General features: G+C 63.3%; 21 protein-coding genes and 1 pseudogene. 2 read left to right on the top strand and 20 right to left on the bottom strand.

The window, feature by feature from the left end; all coding sequences use genetic code 11:
- Positions 1 to 33: 33 nt before the first annotated feature.
- The 18 genes and pseudogenes from pal to crcB form a co-directional block, all read right to left on the bottom strand.
- Positions 34 to 528, bottom strand: coding sequence for a peptidoglycan-associated lipoprotein Pal (pal, locus tag ACFSM5_RS12070; protein ID WP_379876652.1), 495 nt, complete (start codon positions 526 to 528; stop codon positions 34 to 36).
- A gap of 522 nt (positions 529 to 1,050) precedes the next feature.
- On the bottom strand, positions 1,051 to 2,403 hold the full coding sequence (tolB, locus tag ACFSM5_RS12075) for a Tol-Pal system beta propeller repeat protein TolB (RefSeq protein WP_379876653.1): 1,353 nt from the start codon (positions 2,401 to 2,403) through the stop codon (positions 1,051 to 1,053).
- A 149-nt stretch (positions 2,404 to 2,552) separates the two neighbouring features.
- Positions 2,553 to 3,557 (bottom strand): hypothetical protein, encoded by a 1,005-nt coding sequence (locus ACFSM5_RS12080; RefSeq protein WP_379876654.1) that lies wholly within the window; start codon positions 3,555 to 3,557, stop codon positions 2,553 to 2,555.
- Positions 3,558 to 3,604: 47 nt separating this feature from the next.
- Positions 3,605 to 4,066, bottom strand: a complete 462-nt coding sequence (tolR, locus tag ACFSM5_RS12085; protein ID WP_379876655.1) for a protein TolR — start codon at positions 4,064 to 4,066, stop codon at positions 3,605 to 3,607.
- Complete coding sequence (gene tolQ, locus ACFSM5_RS12090; RefSeq protein WP_379876656.1) at positions 4,067 to 4,798, bottom strand: protein TolQ; 732 nt, start codon at positions 4,796 to 4,798, stop codon at positions 4,067 to 4,069.
- A 41-nt stretch (positions 4,799 to 4,839) separates the two neighbouring features.
- Entirely contained in the window at positions 4,840 to 5,286 is a 447-nt protein-coding gene (gene ybgC, locus ACFSM5_RS12095) for a tol-pal system-associated acyl-CoA thioesterase (RefSeq protein WP_379876657.1), read from the bottom strand.
- Positions 5,276 to 6,328, bottom strand: a complete 1,053-nt coding sequence (gene ruvB / locus ACFSM5_RS12100; protein WP_379876658.1) for a Holliday junction branch migration DNA helicase RuvB — start codon at positions 6,326 to 6,328, stop codon at positions 5,276 to 5,278. Before ruvB ends, ybgC begins: the two co-directional genes overlap by 11 nt.
- On the bottom strand, positions 6,325 to 6,948 hold the full coding sequence (ruvA, locus tag ACFSM5_RS12105; protein WP_379876659.1) for a Holliday junction branch migration protein RuvA: 624 nt from the start codon (positions 6,946 to 6,948) through the stop codon (positions 6,325 to 6,327). The genes ruvB and ruvA overlap by 4 nt, the downstream gene beginning before the upstream one ends.
- Positions 6,945 to 8,030 (bottom strand): DNA alkylation repair protein, encoded by a 1,086-nt coding sequence (locus ACFSM5_RS12110; RefSeq protein WP_379876660.1) that lies wholly within the window; start codon positions 8,028 to 8,030, stop codon positions 6,945 to 6,947. The genes ruvA and ACFSM5_RS12110 overlap by 4 nt, the downstream gene beginning before the upstream one ends.
- 173 nt (positions 8,031 to 8,203) lie before the next feature.
- Positions 8,204 to 8,662, bottom strand: a pseudogene (ruvC, locus tag ACFSM5_RS12115) (crossover junction endodeoxyribonuclease RuvC); the annotation flags it as partial.
- 18 nt (positions 8,663 to 8,680) lie between these two features.
- Positions 8,681 to 9,430, bottom strand: coding sequence for a YebC/PmpR family DNA-binding transcriptional regulator (locus ACFSM5_RS12120; protein WP_379876661.1), 750 nt, complete (start codon positions 9,428 to 9,430; stop codon positions 8,681 to 8,683).
- 96 nt (positions 9,431 to 9,526) lie between these two features.
- Positions 9,527 to 10,330: a TIGR00282 family metallophosphoesterase gene (locus ACFSM5_RS12125; RefSeq protein ID WP_379876662.1), complete on the bottom strand. Its 804-nt coding sequence runs from the start codon at positions 10,328 to 10,330 to the stop codon at positions 9,527 to 9,529.
- 38 nt (positions 10,331 to 10,368) lie between these two features.
- Positions 10,369 to 12,177 carry an ATP-binding cassette domain-containing protein gene (locus tag ACFSM5_RS12130; protein ID WP_379876664.1) on the bottom strand — a complete coding sequence of 603 codons (1,809 nt, stop codon included), beginning with the start codon at positions 12,175 to 12,177 and terminating at the stop codon, positions 10,369 to 10,371.
- Between the two features lie 59 nt (positions 12,178 to 12,236).
- A complete protein-coding gene (locus ACFSM5_RS12135) occupies positions 12,237 to 12,647 on the bottom strand; it encodes a hypothetical protein (RefSeq protein ID WP_379876665.1) in 411 nt (136 codons plus the stop codon).
- A gap of 98 nt (positions 12,648 to 12,745) precedes the next feature.
- Positions 12,746 to 13,216 carry a hypothetical protein gene (locus tag ACFSM5_RS12140; protein WP_379876666.1) on the bottom strand — a complete coding sequence of 157 codons (471 nt, stop codon included), beginning with the start codon at positions 13,214 to 13,216 and terminating at the stop codon, positions 12,746 to 12,748.
- A gap of 72 nt (positions 13,217 to 13,288) precedes the next feature.
- Positions 13,289 to 13,957 carry an HAD-IA family hydrolase gene (locus ACFSM5_RS12145; protein ID WP_379876667.1) on the bottom strand — a complete coding sequence of 223 codons (669 nt, stop codon included), beginning with the start codon at positions 13,955 to 13,957 and terminating at the stop codon, positions 13,289 to 13,291.
- Positions 13,947 to 14,897: an RluA family pseudouridine synthase gene (locus ACFSM5_RS12150; RefSeq protein ID WP_379876668.1), complete on the bottom strand. Its 951-nt coding sequence runs from the start codon at positions 14,895 to 14,897 to the stop codon at positions 13,947 to 13,949. Before ACFSM5_RS12150 ends, ACFSM5_RS12145 begins: the two co-directional genes overlap by 11 nt.
- Positions 14,894 to 15,265, bottom strand: coding sequence for a fluoride efflux transporter CrcB (crcB, locus tag ACFSM5_RS12155; RefSeq protein ID WP_379876669.1), 372 nt, complete (start codon positions 15,263 to 15,265; stop codon positions 14,894 to 14,896). The genes ACFSM5_RS12150 and crcB overlap by 4 nt, the downstream gene beginning before the upstream one ends.
- A gap of 223 nt (positions 15,266 to 15,488) precedes the next feature.
- Here crcB and ACFSM5_RS12160 point away from each other — a divergent pair, with 223 nt between their 5' ends.
- Positions 15,489 to 16,133: a glutathione S-transferase family protein gene (locus tag ACFSM5_RS12160; RefSeq protein ID WP_379876670.1), complete on the top strand. Its 645-nt coding sequence runs from the start codon at positions 15,489 to 15,491 to the stop codon at positions 16,131 to 16,133.
- Between the two features lie 31 nt (positions 16,134 to 16,164).
- A complete protein-coding gene (locus ACFSM5_RS12165; protein WP_379876671.1) occupies positions 16,165 to 17,091 on the top strand; it encodes an SMP-30/gluconolactonase/LRE family protein in 927 nt (308 codons plus the stop codon).
- Here the strand turns inward: ACFSM5_RS12165 and ACFSM5_RS12170 are convergent.
- On the bottom strand, positions 17,069 to 18,355 hold the full coding sequence (locus ACFSM5_RS12170) for a replication-associated recombination protein A (protein WP_379876672.1): 1,287 nt from the start codon (positions 18,353 to 18,355) through the stop codon (positions 17,069 to 17,071). The two genes, ACFSM5_RS12165 and ACFSM5_RS12170, sit on opposite strands and share 23 nt — an antisense overlap.
- Entirely contained in the window at positions 18,355 to 19,776 is a 1,422-nt protein-coding gene (locus ACFSM5_RS12175; protein WP_379876673.1) for a DegQ family serine endoprotease, read from the bottom strand. Before ACFSM5_RS12175 ends, ACFSM5_RS12170 begins: the two co-directional genes overlap by 1 nt.
- Positions 19,777 to 19,779: the final 3 nt, after the last annotated feature.

The following is a 19,779-nucleotide window of genomic DNA, read 5'->3' on the forward strand; positions in this document are numbered from 1 at the left end:
TCCGCAGCGCGAGGATGCGGAAGGACGCTAAGACTACTGAACCTGCGGAACCGAGACGCCGCGACGGTTCTGCGACCAGGCGGCTTCGTTCGAACCGAGAACGGCCGGACGTTCCTTACCGTACGAAACGGTCGACAGACGGGCTGCCGGGATGCCCAGGGCAACCAGGTAATCCTTCTGGGCGTTGGCGCGGCGTTCGCCGAGCGCCAAGTTGTATTCGCGGGTGCCGCGTTCGTCGGCATGGCCTTCGACAACAACACGGACCGAACCGTACTGCTTCAGCCAGGCAGCCTGACGCTCCAGGGTGCGGCGGGCATCGGCCGACAGGTCGATCTTGTCGTAACCGAAGAAGACGCGGTCGCCAACGTTGACACGGAAGTCTTCCAGCGAGCCCGGCTTAATGCCAGCGGCCGGCTGAGCAGCCGTCGTGTTGGTGGTGGTGGGCGTGGTCGCAGCGGACTTCGGCTCTTCAGCGCAGGCAGCGAGGAAGAGAGCAGCAGCGGCAACGGGCAGCAAGGAAATGCGCATGTTATAAGACCCCTCAGCTCTGTGGCTGACGTTTAAGTTACGCGGTTTGCGGACGCGAACAAGCAAGATTTGCTCCGGATTGTTGCAAAACTTGAACAGGTGTGTCCGTGCCGCAACGTTCCGATCCAAAACGGGGCGGAATATATCATTTTCCCCTAGAGAATCAAGGGGCTCCAAGCCCTGTCAGCGACCGCAAAAACTGTGACAAGCCCGTACAGGTTGCAGGCCCCACTCTCAGCGCGCCATTACCTCAAATGCCGTCTTTCTGGGGCCTCATACTGCAGTGCCAAAATCCTTGCAGCGTCCGGCGGCAAGTAAAAGTAAGGCAAAGCCTGGGTTCTCCAGCCAACCGTCCGCGCCTTCAGGCTGATACCGGAGACCCAGCGATCCCGCCCAGACCATCACTCTTTCGCCCAAAAAAGCAGAAACCCGCTCCTCTCGGGGCGGGTTTCCAGCTCAGATATGCAGCGCAAGCTTGAGCAGTCTGCACTTAGGACATAGAGGGCATTTGCCCTCCCACCCCTAGTTCAGCGACGGGCTCCAGGCCGGATCCGAGGCATCCATCGGGGTCACCTGGGTACGCAGATTGCGGCCGGTGATATCGACGGAGACGAGCTGCGAAGCACCGCCCCGACCGCTGCCATCCGACGGCGACTGACGGAAGAACATCAGCACGCGACCGTTCGGCGCCCAGGTGGGACCTTCATCGAGGTAGGAGGTCGATAGGATACGCTCGCCGGTGCCATCGGGACGCATGACGCCGACCGAGAACTGGCCCTGGGCCTGCTTGGTGAAGGCGATATAGTCACCACGCGGCGACCAGACCGGCGTCATATAGCGTGCCGAGCCCGAGGGCGAGATACGCTGCGGGTTCGAACCATCGGCATTCATGATGTAGAGCTGCGAGGAGCCGCCACGATCCGAATTGAAGACGATGCGGTTGCCATCCGGGGAATAGGAGGGCGAGGTATCGATCGACGGATGATCGGTCAGGCGCTGCGAGCGGCGGGTGCGCAGATCCATCGTATAGATGTCGGAGTTGCCGCCCTGGGCAAACGACATGATCACGCGCTGACCATCGGGCGAGAAGCGCGGTGCGAAGGTCATGCCCGGGAAATCACCCAAGGCTTCCTGCTTGCCGGTCTCGATATCATAGAGATAGACGCGCGGCTTATCGTTCACATAGGCCATATAGGTGATTTCGCGGGCAACCGGCGAGAAACGCGGGGTCAGGGCGACGACGCGGTTTTCATCGGTCAGCAGGCGCAGACGCGCACCATCCTGGTCCATCAGGGCCAGTTGCTTGATGCGGCGGGTGGCCGGGCCCTTTTCGGCGACGAACACGATCTCGGTATCGAAATAGCCATCTTCGCCGGTCAGACGCTTATAGACGCCATCGGCGATCTTATGGGCCATGCGGCGGAAATTGTCGGTCCCGGTCACCCAGGCGGCGCCTTCCATATAGGCTTCGCCATAGACGTCCCACAGGCGGAATTCAACGCGGATACGGCCATCCGGCTGCACGGTCACAGCGCCGGTCACCAGGGCCTGGGCATTCACCAGACGCCAGTCGGCATAGCGCGGGGCCGTACCGATATCGGCAGGCTTCTGCGGCCAGGCAGCCGGGTCAATGGGACGGAAGAGGCCCGAGCGCTCGAGATCCGCACTCACAATAGCCGTGATCTCCCGCGCCAGACGCTCGTCACCGGTCAGCGTCGTCACAGCGATGGGCATCGGCTGGAAGTTCGGCGAGGTGATGTCGACGCGCGGCTCGGCGGCGGCAGCCGGAAAAGCCGAACCTGCGGCCATCGCAACCGCAAGGATGGCACCGGCACAGGCCTGGCGCCAAAGAGTAACGGTCGATACACGCTTCATTAGCCGTTGTCCTTAGGATCGAAGTTGACGACGAAGGAGTTATACATGCCTGACGGCAAAGGCAAAGCTCAACATCTTGATAAGCTGTTCAGTTCACGACTTATTTAAGTTGCTGACTGTTTCAGGCAAAATTCAGGACGGCAGAACCATCACATCCCCATATCCTTGGGATCGAAGTTCAGCACCATGCTGTTGAACTCACCCAGCGTGACAGGCAGCTTGTTGCAGCGCGGATTCTTGGTCGCGCGTAGGGCAGCCATGGCCGCTGCCCGATAGGCGGGCGAACGATTCACGATGGAAGGATCGACCAATTCGGCGCCTTTAATAGTCGAGTCGCGTTCCAGGAAGATACGGACCTCGATCTGCATGCTCCCAGAACCAGCCGTACCACCATCGAAACTCCAGCACGGCTGAATGGCTTCACGAACGCCATTCTGTTCCGAGCGCGAGAGCGGGCGATCCGGGTTCGACGGGCCCGACGACTTCGGCGCCGACGGCGTACCCTGGGCCACCTGCTGCTGCGGCGGACCTGCCACCGGCTTGGGCGGAGTCGGGGTCGGCTTGGGCGCGGGCTTATTATCCTTCACCGCATTATTCATCATGTCGAAGAAGTCGTCCTTCTTCGGCTCCGGCGGTTTGGGAGTCGGCTTGGGCTCAGGCGGCTTCGGGTCCGGCTTTTTCTCGGGCGGCTTTTCAGGCGGCTTCTCTACCGGCTTGGGCTCAGGTGGCTTCGGCGTCGGCACAGGATCCGGCTTCGGCGGCTCTACCGGCTTTGGCTCAGGCGGTTTCGGTTCCGGCGGCTTGGGCACAGGTGGCTGCGGCACCGGCTCAGGCGGTTTGGGCGCAGGCGGCTGAGGCGGAGGCGGCTCCTGCGGCTTGGGCGGTTGAGGCGGCGCTTCGGGCGGCGTCGGGGCGAGCAGCTCCGGCTTGGGCGGCGGCTCGTCCTTGGGAGGAGTCGGCGTCGGGGTCGGCGGCGTCTTGGACTGGTTCTGATTGTTCGGTGCCGCGTTCGGCATGTCCGACACGGTGATGACATCCACCTGGATAGATGGCGGCACGTCCAGTTCCGGCCGTTTCACGAACGGCAGGCCCCAGATCACCACCACCATCAGCAGCCCATGCAGCGTGGTCGACAGGACAGTCGACTGCTTCATTTTACCTGAGCCCCACCCTTCCGATCAGAAAACATCCGCCAGACCTCTTATCGGGTCTTGGGCGTGGTTGGTGCGCCGGCGGTTTCCGCAATCAGCGACACCTTGGCAAACCCAGCCTGGGCGACCAGCCCCATGATTTCCATCACGCGGCCATAGTTGATGCCCTTGTCGCCGCGCACATAGATGGTCGTATCCGGTTTATTGGCCGTGATCGCCTGCAGACGGGGGCCAAGCTCGTTGGCCTGAACCTCCATCTCCTGCACATAGATCTTGCCTTCGGCATTGACCGAGATGGTCAGCGGTTCGACCCGTTCATTCAGCGCGGCAGCGGACGTCTTGGGCAGATCCACCGGCACGCCGACGGTCATCAGCGGGGCTGCGACCATGAAGATGATCAGCAGCACCAGCATGACGTCGACCATCGGGGTCACGTTGATGTCGGCCATCGGCCGCGCGGCACGACGCCCGCCGCGACGGGCGCCGCCACCGGTATTGAGCGACGCGCCCATCTATTCGGCCGCCGTCCGGGCGATATCGATCTGACGCGACAGGATCGAGCCAAACTCGGCCGAGAAATTCTCCAGCCGGTTGGCATAACGCGCGAGATCGTTGGAGATCTTGTTGTAGGCAAGCACCGCCGGGATCGCCGCGACCAGACCGATGGCGGTCGCGAACAGCGCTTCGGCGATACCGGGCGCCACGACGGCAAGGCTGGTGTTCTTCGACGCCGCGATGGCCGAGAAGGAGTTCATGATACCCCAGACAGTGCCGAACAGACCGATGAAGGGCGCGGTCGAACCGACCGAGGCCAGGAACGGCGTCCATTTCTCCAGGCTGTCCATCTCGCGGCCCACGGTCACCGACATCACGCGCTCGATGCGCTGCTGCAGGTTGCCGGTATGGCTGGAAAGGCCGCGCTTGGCCGAGCGGCGCCATTCCCGCATGGCAGCGGCGAAAACCGCGCTCATGGGGTCGATGGCGCGGTCGCCGATCCGGTCATAGAGTTCTTCGATATTGCCGCCGGACCAGAAGGCCTCTTCGAACTGTTCAGCCTGTTCAGTCAGGCGACGGATCTTCAGCAGCTTGTCGATGATGATCGCCCAGCTCCAGACCGACGCGAAGACCAGGGACAACATCACCAGCTTAACAACGAGATCTGCCTGGAGGAACAGACCGATCATCGACAGATCGTGCACGGGGGCAGCGCCTGCCAGTGCCGACGGATCAACGGTACCTTGCATTTACCTCTGTCCTTCCTTCCAAGACGGCATCGAGCCGCCCATCAAACCGCTGCCGCAATAAAGGGCGTGAACGCATCGCGCAGCGCCTGGGGCACTCGAACCGCCTGGAAGCGTGAATCGATGCAGACAAGTCGCACGATAATTGTGACTAAATCACGGTCGTCCCGCTGGACCTTCTGCTCAATCGTCAGACTGGCCCCGCCAAGTTGCGTGATGCGAGAGACGACGACCAGACTGTCATCGAGTCTTGCCGGTGCTTGATAATCAATCGCAGCGTGACGCACAACAAAAGCCGTGCCGCCATCCATCAGGTTGCGGGTTTCGTGCACGCCAGCGCAGCGCAGCATCTCCGCGCGCGCCTTCTCGGCAAAGGCCAGATACGTCGCGTGATAGACGACGCCCCCGGCATCGGTGTCGGTGTAATAGACGCGCAGGGGATAGCGATGCTCGCCCTCGATCAGGGTGCCCATTTCGGGTTTATTCGTCATCGCTGGCCTCATTCCCCAACAGATCATATTGCGCGGTATAGGTACGGGGCGGCTCCATCCCGAGATGCTTCCAGCCGCCCGGCGCCAGCATGCGGCCGCGCGGGGTGCGCATCAGCATGCCAAGCTGCATTAGATAGGGCTCCACCACTTCCTCCAGCGTGTCGCGCTGTTCGGATAGCACCGCCGCCATGGTTTCGACACCGACCGGGCCGCCTTGATAGACATCGGCCATCACCTTAAGATAGCGGCGATCCTGGGCATCGAGCCCCAGTTGATCGACTTCCAGACGGTTCAGCGCGGCATCGGCGGCGCGGGCATCGACCGGCGTGACCCCGGCAACGGCTGCAAAATCGCGCACCCGGCGCAACAGACGCCCTGCGATACGCGGCGTCCCGCGCGACCGGCGGGCCACCTCATGGGCGCCGTCGCGGGTCATATCGAATTCCAGCAGGCGGGCTGCGCGGGCAACGATGCCGGTCAGTTCTTCGGGCGTATAGAAGGTCAGGCGCAGCGGAATACCGAAACGGTCGCGCAGCGGCGTGGTCAGCAGCCCCGCCCGCGTCGTCGCCCCCACCAGGGTGAAGGGCGGCAGATCGATGCGGATCGAGCGCGCGGCAGGCCCCTCGCCGATCATGAGGTCGAGCTGGAAATCCTCCATCGCCGGATAGAGGATTTCTTCGACCGAGGCCGACAAGCGATGGATTTCGTCGATGAACAGCACATCGCGCGGCTGAAGATTGGTCAGGATCGCGGCCAGATCGCCCGCCTTGGCGATGATCGGGCCGGACGTCGCCCGGAAACCGACGCCCAGTTCACGCGACACGATCTGCGCCAGCGTGGTCTTGCCCAGGCCCGGCGGGCCGGAGAGCAGCACGTGATCGAGCGCTTCTTCGCGCGACTTCGCCGCCTCGACGAAGACGCGCAGATTCTCGCGCACCTGCTTCTGGCCGGTGAAATCCTCCAACCGGGCCGGACGCAGGGCGGCTTCGCCGCCTTCAGCGATGGAAGGGTCCAGCAGTCGGTTGGCGCGTTCTTCGCTCAAGACATCAGTTCCTTAAGCGCGGCCGGAATCAGCTTGTCGAGATTATCGATGCCACCGGACGCGGCCTTGGCCACCGCCGTATAGGCATCGGCCCGGCCATAGCCCAGATTGACCAGGGCCGAGGTGGCATCGGTCAGCAGCTTATTGTCCGCTGCGACCGGCTTGGTGTCCTTGCCGCCGGTAACTGGCTGCTGTGCCTTCAAGGCAGCCCCTAGTGCCAGACCGCCAGCCTTGTCTTTGAGTTCAGCCGCCAGACGCTGGGCCAGCTTCGGTCCCACGCCATCGGCCCGGCCCAGCATCGCCTTGTCGCCAGAGGCAATGGCCGCCGCGAGCTGCGCAGGCGTCAGCGCGGTCAGGACCGACAGCGCCACCCGGGCACCGACCCCCTGCACCGTCTGGAGCAGGCGGAACCAGTCGCGCTCCTCGGTTTCCAGGAAGCCATAGAGGCGGATCGCATCTTCGGAGACATGAGTCTCCACATGGATCTCCGCCGAACCGCCCAGGCGCAGACGGCCCAGGGTGCGGCCGGAACAGCCGACAAGATACCCGACGCCATTGACGTCGATCACGGCATTGGCAGCGCTAAGATCACGGACTATGCCGGAAAGCCAGGCGATCATCCCGCCATCTCCAAAATGAACTCATGACTGCCCAGGCTGCGACCGTTCACCAGGATCTCCAGCTTATGGAGGCCGGGGTAATAGACACGTGTGGTGATCGGACGGATCGCGTGGCGCTTGCTCACGGTGATGCTCTGCCCCGGTTCGAGGCGTTTGCTCGTCAGCTTGAAGACCTTGGGCGCCAGTTGACCGTTGGCTTTCCGGTGATGGATCGCATAGTCGATGCTGAGGTCGACCGCCGCCGCTTCGCGGCTCGCCAATGTAAAGCTGAACTCCAGGCCGGTACCGAAGACGACGGTCGGCGGCGCCAGCGTCAGGCCACTCAGATCGAGCGCATCGCCACCGCCAAAGCCCAGCAGAGCCAGAGCGCCGGGATGCCCCTTCTTCACCAGGGTCCGCAGGGCGTGGCGCACTTCCCATTTGGTCGTCCAGCCGCCCGCAATCTCCACCGCCAGATCCGGGTGATCCTTGGCGATATCATTGAGGCTATTGGCACAGGAGCGGCGGACACTGTCGTGCGGATCACTATGCAGCAGATCGATGATCGGCCGCACCGGCGCAGGATTCTTCACCAGATCCTGCAGCCGCGTGCCCCAGGGCAGACGCGGACGGATGCCTTCGGTGGACAGGCGCCGCACCCGCCAGTCCGCATCTTTTGACCAGCGATGAATGCAGGCCCAGGTCAGATCCGGGTGCTTGACGATGAAGGGACGGACATCAAATTCAGCCGTGAAATATCTGGTCATCACCGCAATCGCCTCCAGCGATTGTTCGGGATGATCCAAGCCGTAACGGCTGACAAAATTCAGATAGGGCAGATAGCGGAAGCTGCCTTCCTGCATCGCTTCGGCGGGCAGGCTTTTGACCAGAATCGCCAGGGCGGTCGGATAATCCTGCGGCAGATGGGCCTGGAAGCCCTCCGCCATCCGCTGCGCGCGCTCCATCAATTTAAGCGGCGGCAGATCGGCCACGACCTCTTCGACAAAACGCGCGGACGGGAAAGCCGGGTGGACCGCCGCGACCATCGCCGCCAGCCCTTCCACCACCTCCCGGTTATACATCGCGCGGAGTTCGTCGCTCATAGCGCATCCTCCTCGTCGTCGCCGGTCATATCGGCGCGCAGCGAGCGGGCAAGATCATCCATGCGGACCGCAGCCAGCGGCTTGGCCATCGTCGGCCGGGCTTTCAGAGCCACCGCCGGTTTAACGGCGGGCGTTTTCAAGGTCAGGGCCATGGTCGCCCGCAGGCTTTGCAGGTGGTGGGCATCGCAGATAGCAATGGCGAGCGCGTCGGCGGCATCGGCGCCCTTGATCTCCATGCCCGGCAACAGCTTTTCGACCACGAACTTGATCTGGTTCTTGTCGGCAGCCCCGCCGCCGACGACCGCCTTTTTCACGGCTTTGGCAGCATATTCAGCGACATAGAGTCCTGCCCGCGCCGGAACCAGCAGGGACACGGCGCGGGCCTGCCCCAGTTTCAAGGTCGATGCCGGATTGACGTTCACAAAGGTCTCTTCCACCGCCGCCCGCGCCGGGCGCCATTCCTCGATCACCGCCAGCAGCCCTTCATAAAGCTGGGCCAGACGGTCGGCGAGCGGCCGTTCGGGATCGGATCGCAGAACCCCGCAGGCGATCCCGGTCAGCTTGCCGCCATCGACGTCGATGACGCCCCAGCCGGTGCGCTGCAAGCCGGGATCTAGCCCCAGAAGTCGCACTGGCGGGGCCCCTCGCCCTTAGCCCGCCAACTTGGCGAGCGTTTCCTCGGACACCTCGAAGTTACCGATGACGCTGTTGACGTCGTCGAGATCTTCCAGGGCTTCGACCAGCTTGAACAGCTTTTCGGCCGCATCGCCTTCGACACCGATCAAGGTCTGGGCGCGCCAGGACAGTTTGGCCGTGCCGGGGGTGCCGAACTTGGCTTCCAGGGCATCGCGCACGGTCGACAGATCGTCGGGCGCGCAGGTGATTTCGTGGCTGGTCTCGTCGCTTTCGACGTTATCGGCGCCCGCTTCCAGGGCTGCTTCGAACATCGCATCGGCGCCACCGGCCGACACATCATAGGCAATCAGGCCGATGCGATCGAACATGAAGCTGACCGAGTTGGTTTCACCGAGAGCACCACCCGCCTTGGTGAAGGCCGAGCGCACATCGCCCGCCGTGCGGTTGCGGTTATCGGTCGAAGCCTCGACGATCAGCGCCACGCCGCCGGGGGCATAGCCTTCGTAACGGACTTCATCGTAGTTCGCGCCGTCTTCGCCACCAGCACCGCGCTTGATCGCGCGATCGATGGTGTCCTTGGGCATGTTCGACTGGCGGGCCGCGATGATGGCGGCGCGCAGGCGCGGGTTCATCGCCGGGTCTGGCGCGCCCGTGCGGGCAGAAATCGTGAGTTCGCGGATGAGCTTGGTGAAAATCTTGTTCCGCTTGGCATCTTGGGCGCCCTTGCGGTGCATGATGTTCTTAAATTGGGAATGACCGGCCATTCATCTCTGTCCTAGACGTAATACGATTCGCGCCGCGACCCTACCACGGGTCGAACGGTTCGTGAATCCCTCAAGATGTAGCGTGTATAGCGGTCTTTATGCTTCGATCAAGCGCGGACCGCGCCGGATGGGGCGAATAGCGGTGGCAAGCCCGGTCTTATCGTCGGTCGTCACATGCACGCCGCAGATCGTCCCTTCGCCTTCGGCAGGAGACAGGCGCTCGCCGGGGATCTTGCGGACCATGCGCAGGATCGCGGCTTCCTTCTTCATCCCGATGATGCTGTCGTAGTCGCCGCACATGCCCGCATCCGACTGATAGCCGGTGCCGCCGCTCAGGATCTGGGTATCGGCGGACGGCACATGGGTATGGGTCCCAACGGCCAGCGAGATGCGGCCATCGAAGAAATGGCCCATCGCCATCTTCTCGGACGTTGCTTCGGCATGGATATCGAGGATCGCGGCCTGCACCGTCTGGCCCAGGCGATGTTTACCAAGCTCGCTTTCGATACCGCGGAACGGATCGTCGAGCGGATCCATATAGAGCCGCCCCATAACATTGATGACCAGCACCTTGCCGCCATTGCGCGCCGTGAGCACGGCCGCGCCCTTACCCGGAGTGCCGGGGGGATAATTGACCGGGCGCACGATGCGCGGCTCGCGGTCGATTTCCTGCAGCAGCGTCTTCTGGTCCCAGGAATGATTGCCCAGCGTCAGGCAGTCGACCCCGGCCGAAAACAGGCTTTCGGCGATGTCTTTGGTCAGGCCGAAGCCGCCCGCCGCATTCTCTGCATTCACGCAGACGAAATCGGCCGAGGTCTCGGCCATCAGGCCCGGCAGTTTGGCAAGAAGAGCGTCGCGCCCGGCGCGACCGACGATATCGCCGAAGAAAAGCAGGTTCATGGGCTAGAGATGCGCGCGATGGGACAGAACGGCAAGGCTCATTTATTGCCCGCCAGTTCTTCGGCCAGCATTTCAAGCTCCAACCAACGTTCCTCGGAGGTTGCCAATTCGCTTTGGGCCGCTTCGAGGCGGGCCGAGCTTTTGGCAAAGCCGTCGGGGTCTTTGCCGTAGAACGCAGGATCGGCCAGCTTTTCCTGCAGCTTGGCGACTTCCGTCTCCAGCTTGGCCATAGCCGCAGGCAGCAGGTCGCGCTCGCGCTGATCCTTATAGGAGAGTTTGGCGCGCGGGCCGCTGGGACGCTCTTCCTTCGGCGCCGCTTTCACCTTGGCTTTTTCAGCCTTCGCGACCTCGCCCCGCTGGTCCGCCAGATCGGAATAGCCGCCCGCATAGAGCTGCCACTTGCCGTCGCCGTCCGTCGCCAGGGTCGAGGATACCGTGCGATCCAGGAAGTCGCGGTCATGGCTGACCACCAGCACGGTGCCACCGTAATCAGCCAGCACTTCCTGCAGCAGATCCAGCGTCTCCATATCGAGATCGTTGGTCGGTTCGTCGAGGATCACGAGGTTCGACGGCTTGGTGAAAAGCTTGGCCAGCAGCAGACGGTTCTTCTCGCCGCCCGACAGCGCCTTCACCGGCATCGTCGCCTGCTCGTTGGCGAACAGGAATTCATTGAGATAGCCGACGACATGTTTCTTGGTGCCATTGACGGTGACGCTGTCGCCACCGGCTTCGCATAGTACCTGCCAGGGCGTGGCGTCGGGGTCGAGTTGATCGCGCTTCTGGTCGAAATAGAGCGCTTCAAGCCCGGAGCCTTGACGCACCTTGCCGCTGTCCGGCTCCAGATGTCCGGTCAACAGGCGCAGCAGCGTCGTCTTGCCGACACCGTTCGGGCCGACGAGGCCGATGCGGGCGCCACGCTGGATACGGATAGAGAAATCCTTCACCAGCGGGCGGTCGCCGATGGCATAGGAAATATGCTCAGCCTCGATGGCCAGCGTGCCGCCGCTCTGTTCGGTCGCCAGATCGATCTTGGCCGACCCCTGAACCGAAACCCGATCGTTGATGTTCTGGCGCAGATCCTGGAGCGCGCGCACCCGGCCCATGTTGCGTTTGCGCCGGGCCGAAATGCCCTCGCGCATCCACTTCATTTCGACCTGGAGCTTTTTCTCCTGCTTGTGGATCTCCTTGGCTTCGTCCTCCAGGACTTCGTCGCGCCAATCCTCGAAAGCCTCATAGCCCTTTTCAAGACGGCGGACCTGCCCGCGATCCAGCCAGAAGATCTGCCGGGAGACACCGCGCAGGAAGGCGCGGTCATGGCTGATCAGCAGCAGCGCGCCCTTGAAGCCCGACAGTTCGCTCTCCAGCCATTCGATGGTCGGCATGTCGAGATGGTTGGTCGGCTCGTCCAGCAGCAGCACGTCCGCTTCGGACACCAGCGCGCGGGCGATATCGGCCCGGCGCGCTTCACCGCCTGAAAGCCCTTCGACGCTGCGCTCCGGCGTCAGACCCACCATCGCCAGTTGGGCTGCGACCTGGGAGGGACCGGCGGGACCGGCATCGGCAGGCAGGGCGGCCGATACATAGTCGCCGACGCTGCGGGCCGTGCCGAAATCAGGATCCTGCGGCAGATAGGCGATCCGGGTGCCCGGCTGCACGAAACGGCTGCCGCCATCGAGATCGACCAGACCGGCCAGGGTTTTCAGCAGGGTCGATTTGCCACCGCCGTTGCGACCGACCAGACAGGCGCGATCCCCCTCGCCCAGCGAGATATCGAGGTCGGAGAAAACAGGGCGCGCACCAAAAGTGACGGAAGCGCCGCGAAGCGTGACGAGAGGAGGAGAAGCCATGGCGGGGAGGTAACCTCTCCCGCACCGTCCGTCAACCGTCGGGCGTCAATTGGCAGCCATCACTTGGTGTCCAGGCGCCCCAGCGGATCGTCGGCATAATCGATCATGGTCTTGAGCTGGCGACCGAAGGCGAGCAGACCGCCGATCCGGTCGTAGCGCTCTTCATCCAGGAATTTTTCGCCCAGGCTTGCGAGCATGGCCATGGCCTGCCCGGCCTTCAGGGACAAAAGATTGAGCGTCTCGCTATCGCCCACGCTGATCGCCGTGCGGACCGACAGCTGCAGGTTATTCAGATCCGCTTCCGCCTGTTCGATCCGCGAATCGACCGCCGCGATGCCGGGACGGTCGGACTGCGCTTCATCGGAGAGAGCGATGCTGTCACGCGGGGCCATGCGCGGCATCTGGACAGCGTTTGCCGTCAGGAGCGGGGCGGGGAGCGAACTGGAAGCAGCCGTGGAAACTGTCAGCATGGCACTCAACCTTTCTGGCGAGGAGCCTAGGGGGAGGCGACACGTCGTACTGTGACTGTCATGCCAACGTCACGGCAAGCCGCCCGTTCCCCTGTCGCTTATTTGTCTCCACCCGGCGCTTGCGGCGCCTTGAAGCCTCGGGCCGCTGCCTCGGCGGAATTCTTCAGACCTTCGGCGAAATCCAGCAGGTCCTGGACCTGGATCCGGCGGCCCCGGTCGGTAATCTTGCCCAGCAGGCCGCCCAGCTGCGCCGCCACCTGATTGACCTTGCTCGCCAGGGCTTCCAGGGTTTCAGCATCGCCGCTGGCAATCGCCACCTCGATGGCCTGTTTCAGGCGTTGCAGCTTCTGCCCCGCCTCGGCGATCTGGCTGTCGATAGCCGCAAGTCCGTTGCCTGCCAGTTCGGACATGACACCGCTGGCCTGCCCCTGGGGCGACAGCGACACGATATCGCGGCGGTTGAAGCCGCCCGAGCCTGCCGGTTTAGCTTTGGAAGCCTCACCATCCTGAGATGGAACAGCGCTTGAACTGGTCGAACCGCTCGCAGCGGTCGCAGATATGCCTGCCATGAATGCCCTCCTTCTGTCGGGTCAACGCGTCTTCTGACACTCCCGATAGATTAAGCGCATACGTGCAATTTCTCAACCTGTGACGGTTGTCCCCAGCAGGGCGTGGAGGTCACGCCAGTCGTTCAACACCAGCTCCGCCCCTGCTGCCAACAGTTCCTCGGCTGGGTGATTTCCCCAGGGAACGCCGATGGGACGGGCCTTGGCGGCGATGGCCATTTCGATATCGAAGGTCGTGTCGCCGATCATAAGGGTGTTGGCGGCTTCGGCACCCGCTTCGGCAATCGCCCGCAGCAGCATATCCGGCGCAGGCTTGCCCGGGGGGATATCGCCGGTCTGGGTCGTCACGAACATCCCATGCCAGCCAAAACCATCCATCAGCGCATCCAGCCCGCGCCGGGTCTTGCCGGTGGCGATACCCAGCAAGGCTTCGGACTTCGCCAGTTCCGCCAGCATCTCTGTCGTACCGGGAAACAGGGCGTAGTTGAAGCCGGGTTGATGCCGCATCTTGAAGAAGTTGCCCTTATAGGCCTCGGCCAGGGCATCGACCGCGATGGGCGACAGATGGGTCGCCAGCTGCGCAATCCCGATCTCCAGCGGCAGGCCGACGATCCGGCGGATGGCGTCGTCGGTCGGGCAGGCATGGCCACCGGCCGTAAAGGCCGAGGTCATGCAGGAAACGATCATATGCTGACTGTCGACGAGCGTGCCGTCGACGTCAAAGACGACTAGTTCAACGGTCATCGCCGGGGGAGAATCCAAAGTAGCGGAAGGTGGTCAGCATGTGCGGCGGCGGCGGGGCCGTCACGTCGATATAGCCGCCCTTGGGATGGGGCAGACGCAGCGAGCGGGCGTGCAGATGCAGCTGACGGGGATGGTCGACGCCCTGCAGGATGGCAGCGGACGCGCCATATTTCACGTCGCCCAGGATCGGCGTTCCCATCGCCTGACAATGGACACGCAACTGATGGGTGCGGCCGGTTTCCGGCTCCAGCCGGATCCAGCAGGCCTTGGGTGGGGCGCTGTCGATGGTACGATAGTGGGTGATGGCGCGCAGGCCCTCCTCGCCCGAAACCGCCACCCGTTCGCCCTGCGGCCCGCCCTTCTTGGCTAGCTTCAGATCGATGGTGCCCTCATCCAGCGGCGGAATGCCCGCGCAGATGGCCCAATAGACCTTTTCCGTCTCGCGGCTTTTAAAGGCTGCGGCCAGGGCATTGGCAGCAGCAGCCGTGCGCGCCAGCACCAGCACGCCCGAGGTATCACGGTCCAGACGATGGACGAGGCGCGGCTTGTCGATACTGTCGTACTGCAAGGCCGACAGCATGCCGTCGAGATGATGGGTCGTGCCGCTGCCGCCCTGTACCGCAAGACCGGCAGGCTTGTTGATGATCAGGACGTCCTTGTCCTTGAACAGGACGCGGGCTTTCAGGTCGGCCGCATCCCGGTCCGACACCTCGCGCGGCGGCGGCGGGCTGTCGATATCGCCCAGTGGCGGTACGCGGATAACCACGCCCGGTTCGATCCGGTCGGACGGATCGCAGCGCTTGCCGTCGATGCGCACCTGCCCGGTGCGGCACAGTTTGGCCAGCTTGCCGAACGCAAGGCCGGGATAATGGCGCTTGAACCAACGGTCGAGGCGCGCCTCGCCGTCTTCTTCCGCCACCGTGACCAGTTCGACGCTCATCCAAAGATCCTCAACATCGCCTTACCGGCGAACAACCCGCCGACTCCCAGCCCCACAGACGCAACAACATAGACCGCCGCAAGCAGAGTCTGGCCGCGCTCCATCAGCGTCGCGACATCCAGACTGAATGTGGAGAAGGTGGTAAAGCCCCCCAGGATACCGGTCGTCAAGCCTACTCGCAGAGTCTGGGGTAATGGCACCAATGCGAAGAAGGCGACCATCACCCCCATGACGAAGCTGCCGATGACGTTGATCGCCAGGATTCCCCAGGGGAAACCGGTGCCCAGTCGCATCGTCACCTGCTTGGCGAATTCATATCGGGCAACCGATCCGACCGCCCCGCCTATCGCCACTGCCAGCCATTCCATGCCGCATACCTTCGGTAAATTCCGGCGCATCCTAGGCCGATCAAACCAAAGCTGTCATCCCGCACTTGATGCGGGATCCGGCCGTAGCGAGCAGCAAGCGCTAGAGGTCGGCAACCTAGGTCCGGCCGGATCCCGGCTCGCAGGCCGGGATGACAGTTTCCTATTTCGTCATCTGCTCGCTTCCGCCAATCATGGTCGCGACCTTCATGGGAGAGCTGCGCGCATGTTGACGATCTGGGGCCGTAAATCCTCCTCCAACGTTCAGGCCTTGATGTGGGCCGTCGGCGAGCTTGGGTTGCCCTATAAGCGCCTCGACATCGGTCACCGCTATGGCGGGAACAATACGCCGAAGTTCCTGGGCATGAACCCGAACGGGACCATTCCGGTCCTCCGGGATGGTGAGGACGAGCCGCTGTGGGAGACAGGAGCCATCCTGCGCTATCTTGCGACCCGCTATGCGCCTGAAAGCTTCTGGCCCGCCGATCCGGCCAGACGGGCGCAGATCGACAAGTGGGCGGAATGGGCCAAGATCAATGTCTGCGCCAGCTTTACCGAGCCGGTCTTCTGGCGCGTCGTCAGAACCGCGCCCTCCAAACAGGATCCGGTCGCCATCGCCCAGGCCGTGGCAAAGCTCGACAGGATCCTCGATATCGCGGAGGTGCGGCTGACGGACGTACCTTTCCTGGCCGGGGCGGATTTCTCGCTGGCCGATATCCAGTTCGGCCATATCCTCTATCGTTATTTCGATATCGCTATCGCGCGACCCTCGCGCCCCGCCTTGCAACGCTATTATGAAGCCCTGACCCGCCGCCCGGCTTTTGCCGATCATGTCATGGTTTCCTATGAAGAGCTGCGCGTCCTCGACTGACTTCCCCCTCACCAGCCGCAAAGAAGCTGCCATGAAAACCGACACCTACGAGATCCGCGACAACCGCTTTCGCCGCAGCGTCAAACTGGCCGAACCGCTGGAGCAGATCTGGACCGGCGGCATCTGGACCGAGGGGCCGGTCTATTCGGCGGCTTTCCGCAGCCTGATCTGGAGCGATATCCCCAACGACCGCCGCCTGCGCTGGGACGAGCTGACCGGGGCTGTCGGCGACTTCCGCTCCCACCTCGGCTGCTACACCAACGGCTCGACGCTCGACCGGCAGGGCCGCATCATCGCCTGTGAACATGGTACCCGTACCGTCACCCGCATCGAACATGATGGCAGCGTCACCACCCTCGCCAGCCAGTATCAAGGCAAGCGCTTCAACAGCCCGAACGATGTGGTCGTGAAATCGGATGGCTCCATCTGGTTCACCGATCCGGCCTATGGCATCGAAAGCGACTATGAAGGCTTCAAGGCCGACCCGGAACAGGATGGGGAGCATGTCTATCGCATCGACCCTGCCAGCGGCGCGATCACCCGCGTGGCCGATGACTTCACCTGCCCCAATGGGCTAGCCTTCTCGCCCGATGAGAAGCTGCTCTATATCGCCGACAGCGGCGGCACCCGCTATCCCAGCGGCGAACATCACATCCGGACGTTCGACGTCAGCGAGGACGGGAAGCTGTCGGGCGGCAAAGTCTTTGCCGAATGCGAGACGGGCTTCTTCGACGGCTTCCGCCTGGATGATCAGGGCCGCATCTGGACATCGGCCAATGATGGCGTCCATTGCCTGCACCCGGACGGCACGCTGATCGGCAAGATCTTCACGCCCGAGCGGGTCTCGAACGTCTGCTTCGGGAGCGTGAAGCGGAACTGGCTGTTCATCACCGCCTCAACCAGCGTTTACCGCGTGCGGCTGGCGACGACGGGACTCAATTCTTTCGCTTCGCCCTGAGCTTGTTGAAATAGTCCTGGCGCTTTTTCAGTTCACGCTCGAACCCGCGCTCGACAGGCTCATAGAATTCGATGCGCTCCAGCCCATCGGGGAAATAGTTCTGGCCGGAAAAGCCATCTTCCGCGTCATGGTCGTACTGATAGCCCGAGCCGTAGCCGAGATCCTTCATCAGCTTGGTCGGGGCATTCAGGATATGGGCGGGCGGCATCAGCGATCCGGTCTTGCGCGCCGCGCGGCCCGCTTCCTTGAAGGCGGTATAGACGGCGTTCGATTTCGGCGCGGTGGCGAGGTAGAGCACGCAGTTCGCCAGCGCCAACTCCCCTTCCGGGCTGCCTAAGCGCTCATAGGTCTGCCAGGAGGTCAGCGCATGCATCATCGCCTGCGGATCGGCCAGCCCCACATCTTCGGAGGCAAACCGCACCAGACGGCGGGCGAGATAGTTGGGATCCTCCCCGCCCACCAGCATCCGCTGGAACCAGTAGAGCGCCGCATCGGCATCCGACCCGCGCAGTGACTTATGCAGGGCGGAGATGAGGTTGTAATGCTCCTCCCGGTCCTTGTCATAGAGCGGCGCACGCTTCTGCACCGCTTCCATCAGCCCAGCTTCATCCAGGCGTGTGGAAGGCGGCAGGGCATACAGGGCTTCGGCAAGATTGAGGATATAGCGCCCGTCGCCATCCGCCATGGTGGTCAGCAGGCTGCGCGCCTCGTCACTCAGTGGCAGCGGGCGACCCATGGTCTCCTCCGCCCGGCCCAGGATCTCCTGCAAGGCCGCCTCGTCCAGGCGTTTCAACACAAAGACCTGGGCGCGGGAGAGCACGGCGGCATTCAGCGCGAAAGATGGATTTTCCGTGGTGGCGCCGATCAGCGTCACCGTCCCATCCTCCACCACCGGCAGGAAACCGTCCTGCTGGGCGCGGTTGAAGCGATGGATTTCATCGATGAACAGCAGCGTGCCGCGCCCCGACGCCCGGCGCGCCCGCGCGCTCTCGAACACTTTGCGCAGATCGGCGACACCGGACAGCACCGCCGACAGCGGCTCGAACTCCAGTCCGGTGCGGGCGGCGAGCAGCCGGGCAAGCGTGGTCTTGCCGCAGCCCGGCGGCCCCCAGAGGATCATCGAGGTCAGATGCCCGCTGGCCAGCATCCGTCCGATGGGCTTTTCCGGCGCCAACAGATGGTCCTGGCCGACGATCTCCTCCACCGACTGCGGGCGCAGCCGGTCGGCGAGCGGGCGGGGCGCCTGATCCTCAAACAGACTCATCAGCGCTTGAAGCTGGCGGTCAGGGTTTCCTCGCCGCGTTTAAACGTGATCTTCCAGCCGCTCTGACTGGGCTTTTCCATGGCCGTCCGCAAGCTCGTTACGGTATCGATCTGAGTTGCATTGACCTGCACCATCAGGTCGCCGGGACGGAATCCGACACGACCCGCAGGGCTGCCTTGCGCGATATCGGTGATCATCACGCCCTGGCTCGGCCCCGGAATGCCAAGTTCTTCGACCATCGCCGGGGACAGGTTGACGATGGTCGCCCCGGCCAGCGGCTGATTGCCCTTCATCTGGGTTTCATCACGCGGCGGATTTTCCGGCGGCGCGATCAAAGTCGCCTGCGTCTTCATCGCTTGCCCCTTGCGGAAATAGCTCAATTCCGCCGAAGAGCCGATGGGCAGAGTTGCGATACGGAAGCGCAACGATTCCGGATCATCCACCTCGCGCCCGTCGATAGCAGTGACCACGTCACCTGGCATCAGACCCGCACGCTCGGCCGGGCTGCCGGGGAAAGTGCCATTGATCAGCACACCGTAAGGGCGCGCGAGATTGAGGCTGGAGGCCAGATCCTGGGTCACCGGCTGCCCCGAGGCGCCGAACCAAGCGCGCACGACCTTAGCATTGGCATCAGCCCCGCCCGCGATCATGGTGCGCACCATATTGGCCGGGATGGCGAAACCGATGCCGATGGAGCCGCCGGAACGGGAATAGATCGCGGTATTGATGCCGATCAGGCGGCCATCCATGGTCACCAGCGCGCCGCCCGAATTGCCGGGATTGATGGCAGCGTCGGTCTGGATGAAGAAATTATAGTCGGTGATGCCCGCATTCGTGCGTGCAAGGCCCGACACGATCCCGGTGGTCACCGTCTGCCCGACACCGAACGGGTTGCCGATGGCCAGCACCAGATCGCCCACCTCGATCGTGTCGCTATCGCGCAGGCTTAAGGTCGGCAGGCCCTTGGCCTCGATCTTCAGCACCGCCAGATCGACCCGCTCGTCCGTGCGCACTACCTTGGCTTCGAACTCCCGGCGGTCCGACAGGGCGACCGTGATCTGATCGGCCTCGCGGATGACGTGATAATTGGTGACGATCAGCCCATCGCTCTCAACGATGACACCAGAGCCCAGCGAGTTCTGCACCCTCGGCTTCTGCTGCTGCAACCGCAGCTGATCGCCGAAGAACTGCCGGAAGAACGGATCGTTCAGCAGGGGGGAGGCCACCTGCTGGCGCTGCTGCACCACCTTGCGGGTATAGATATTCACCACCGCCGGGGTGGTCTGCTTCACGACCGGCGCGAAGGACAGTTGTACCTCCGCCTGGCTCGACGGCAACTGCCGCTGCTGGCCCGACGCGGGCAGCGTGCTTAGAGCAATCGAGGTGGTGAGGGTGGCGATGAAAAGGGGGAGCGAGCGCATTGG

This window comes from Lacibacterium aquatile (assembly GCF_042683105.1).
Classification (GTDB): domain Bacteria; phylum Pseudomonadota; class Alphaproteobacteria; order Elsterales; family Elsteraceae; genus Lacibacterium; species Lacibacterium aquatile.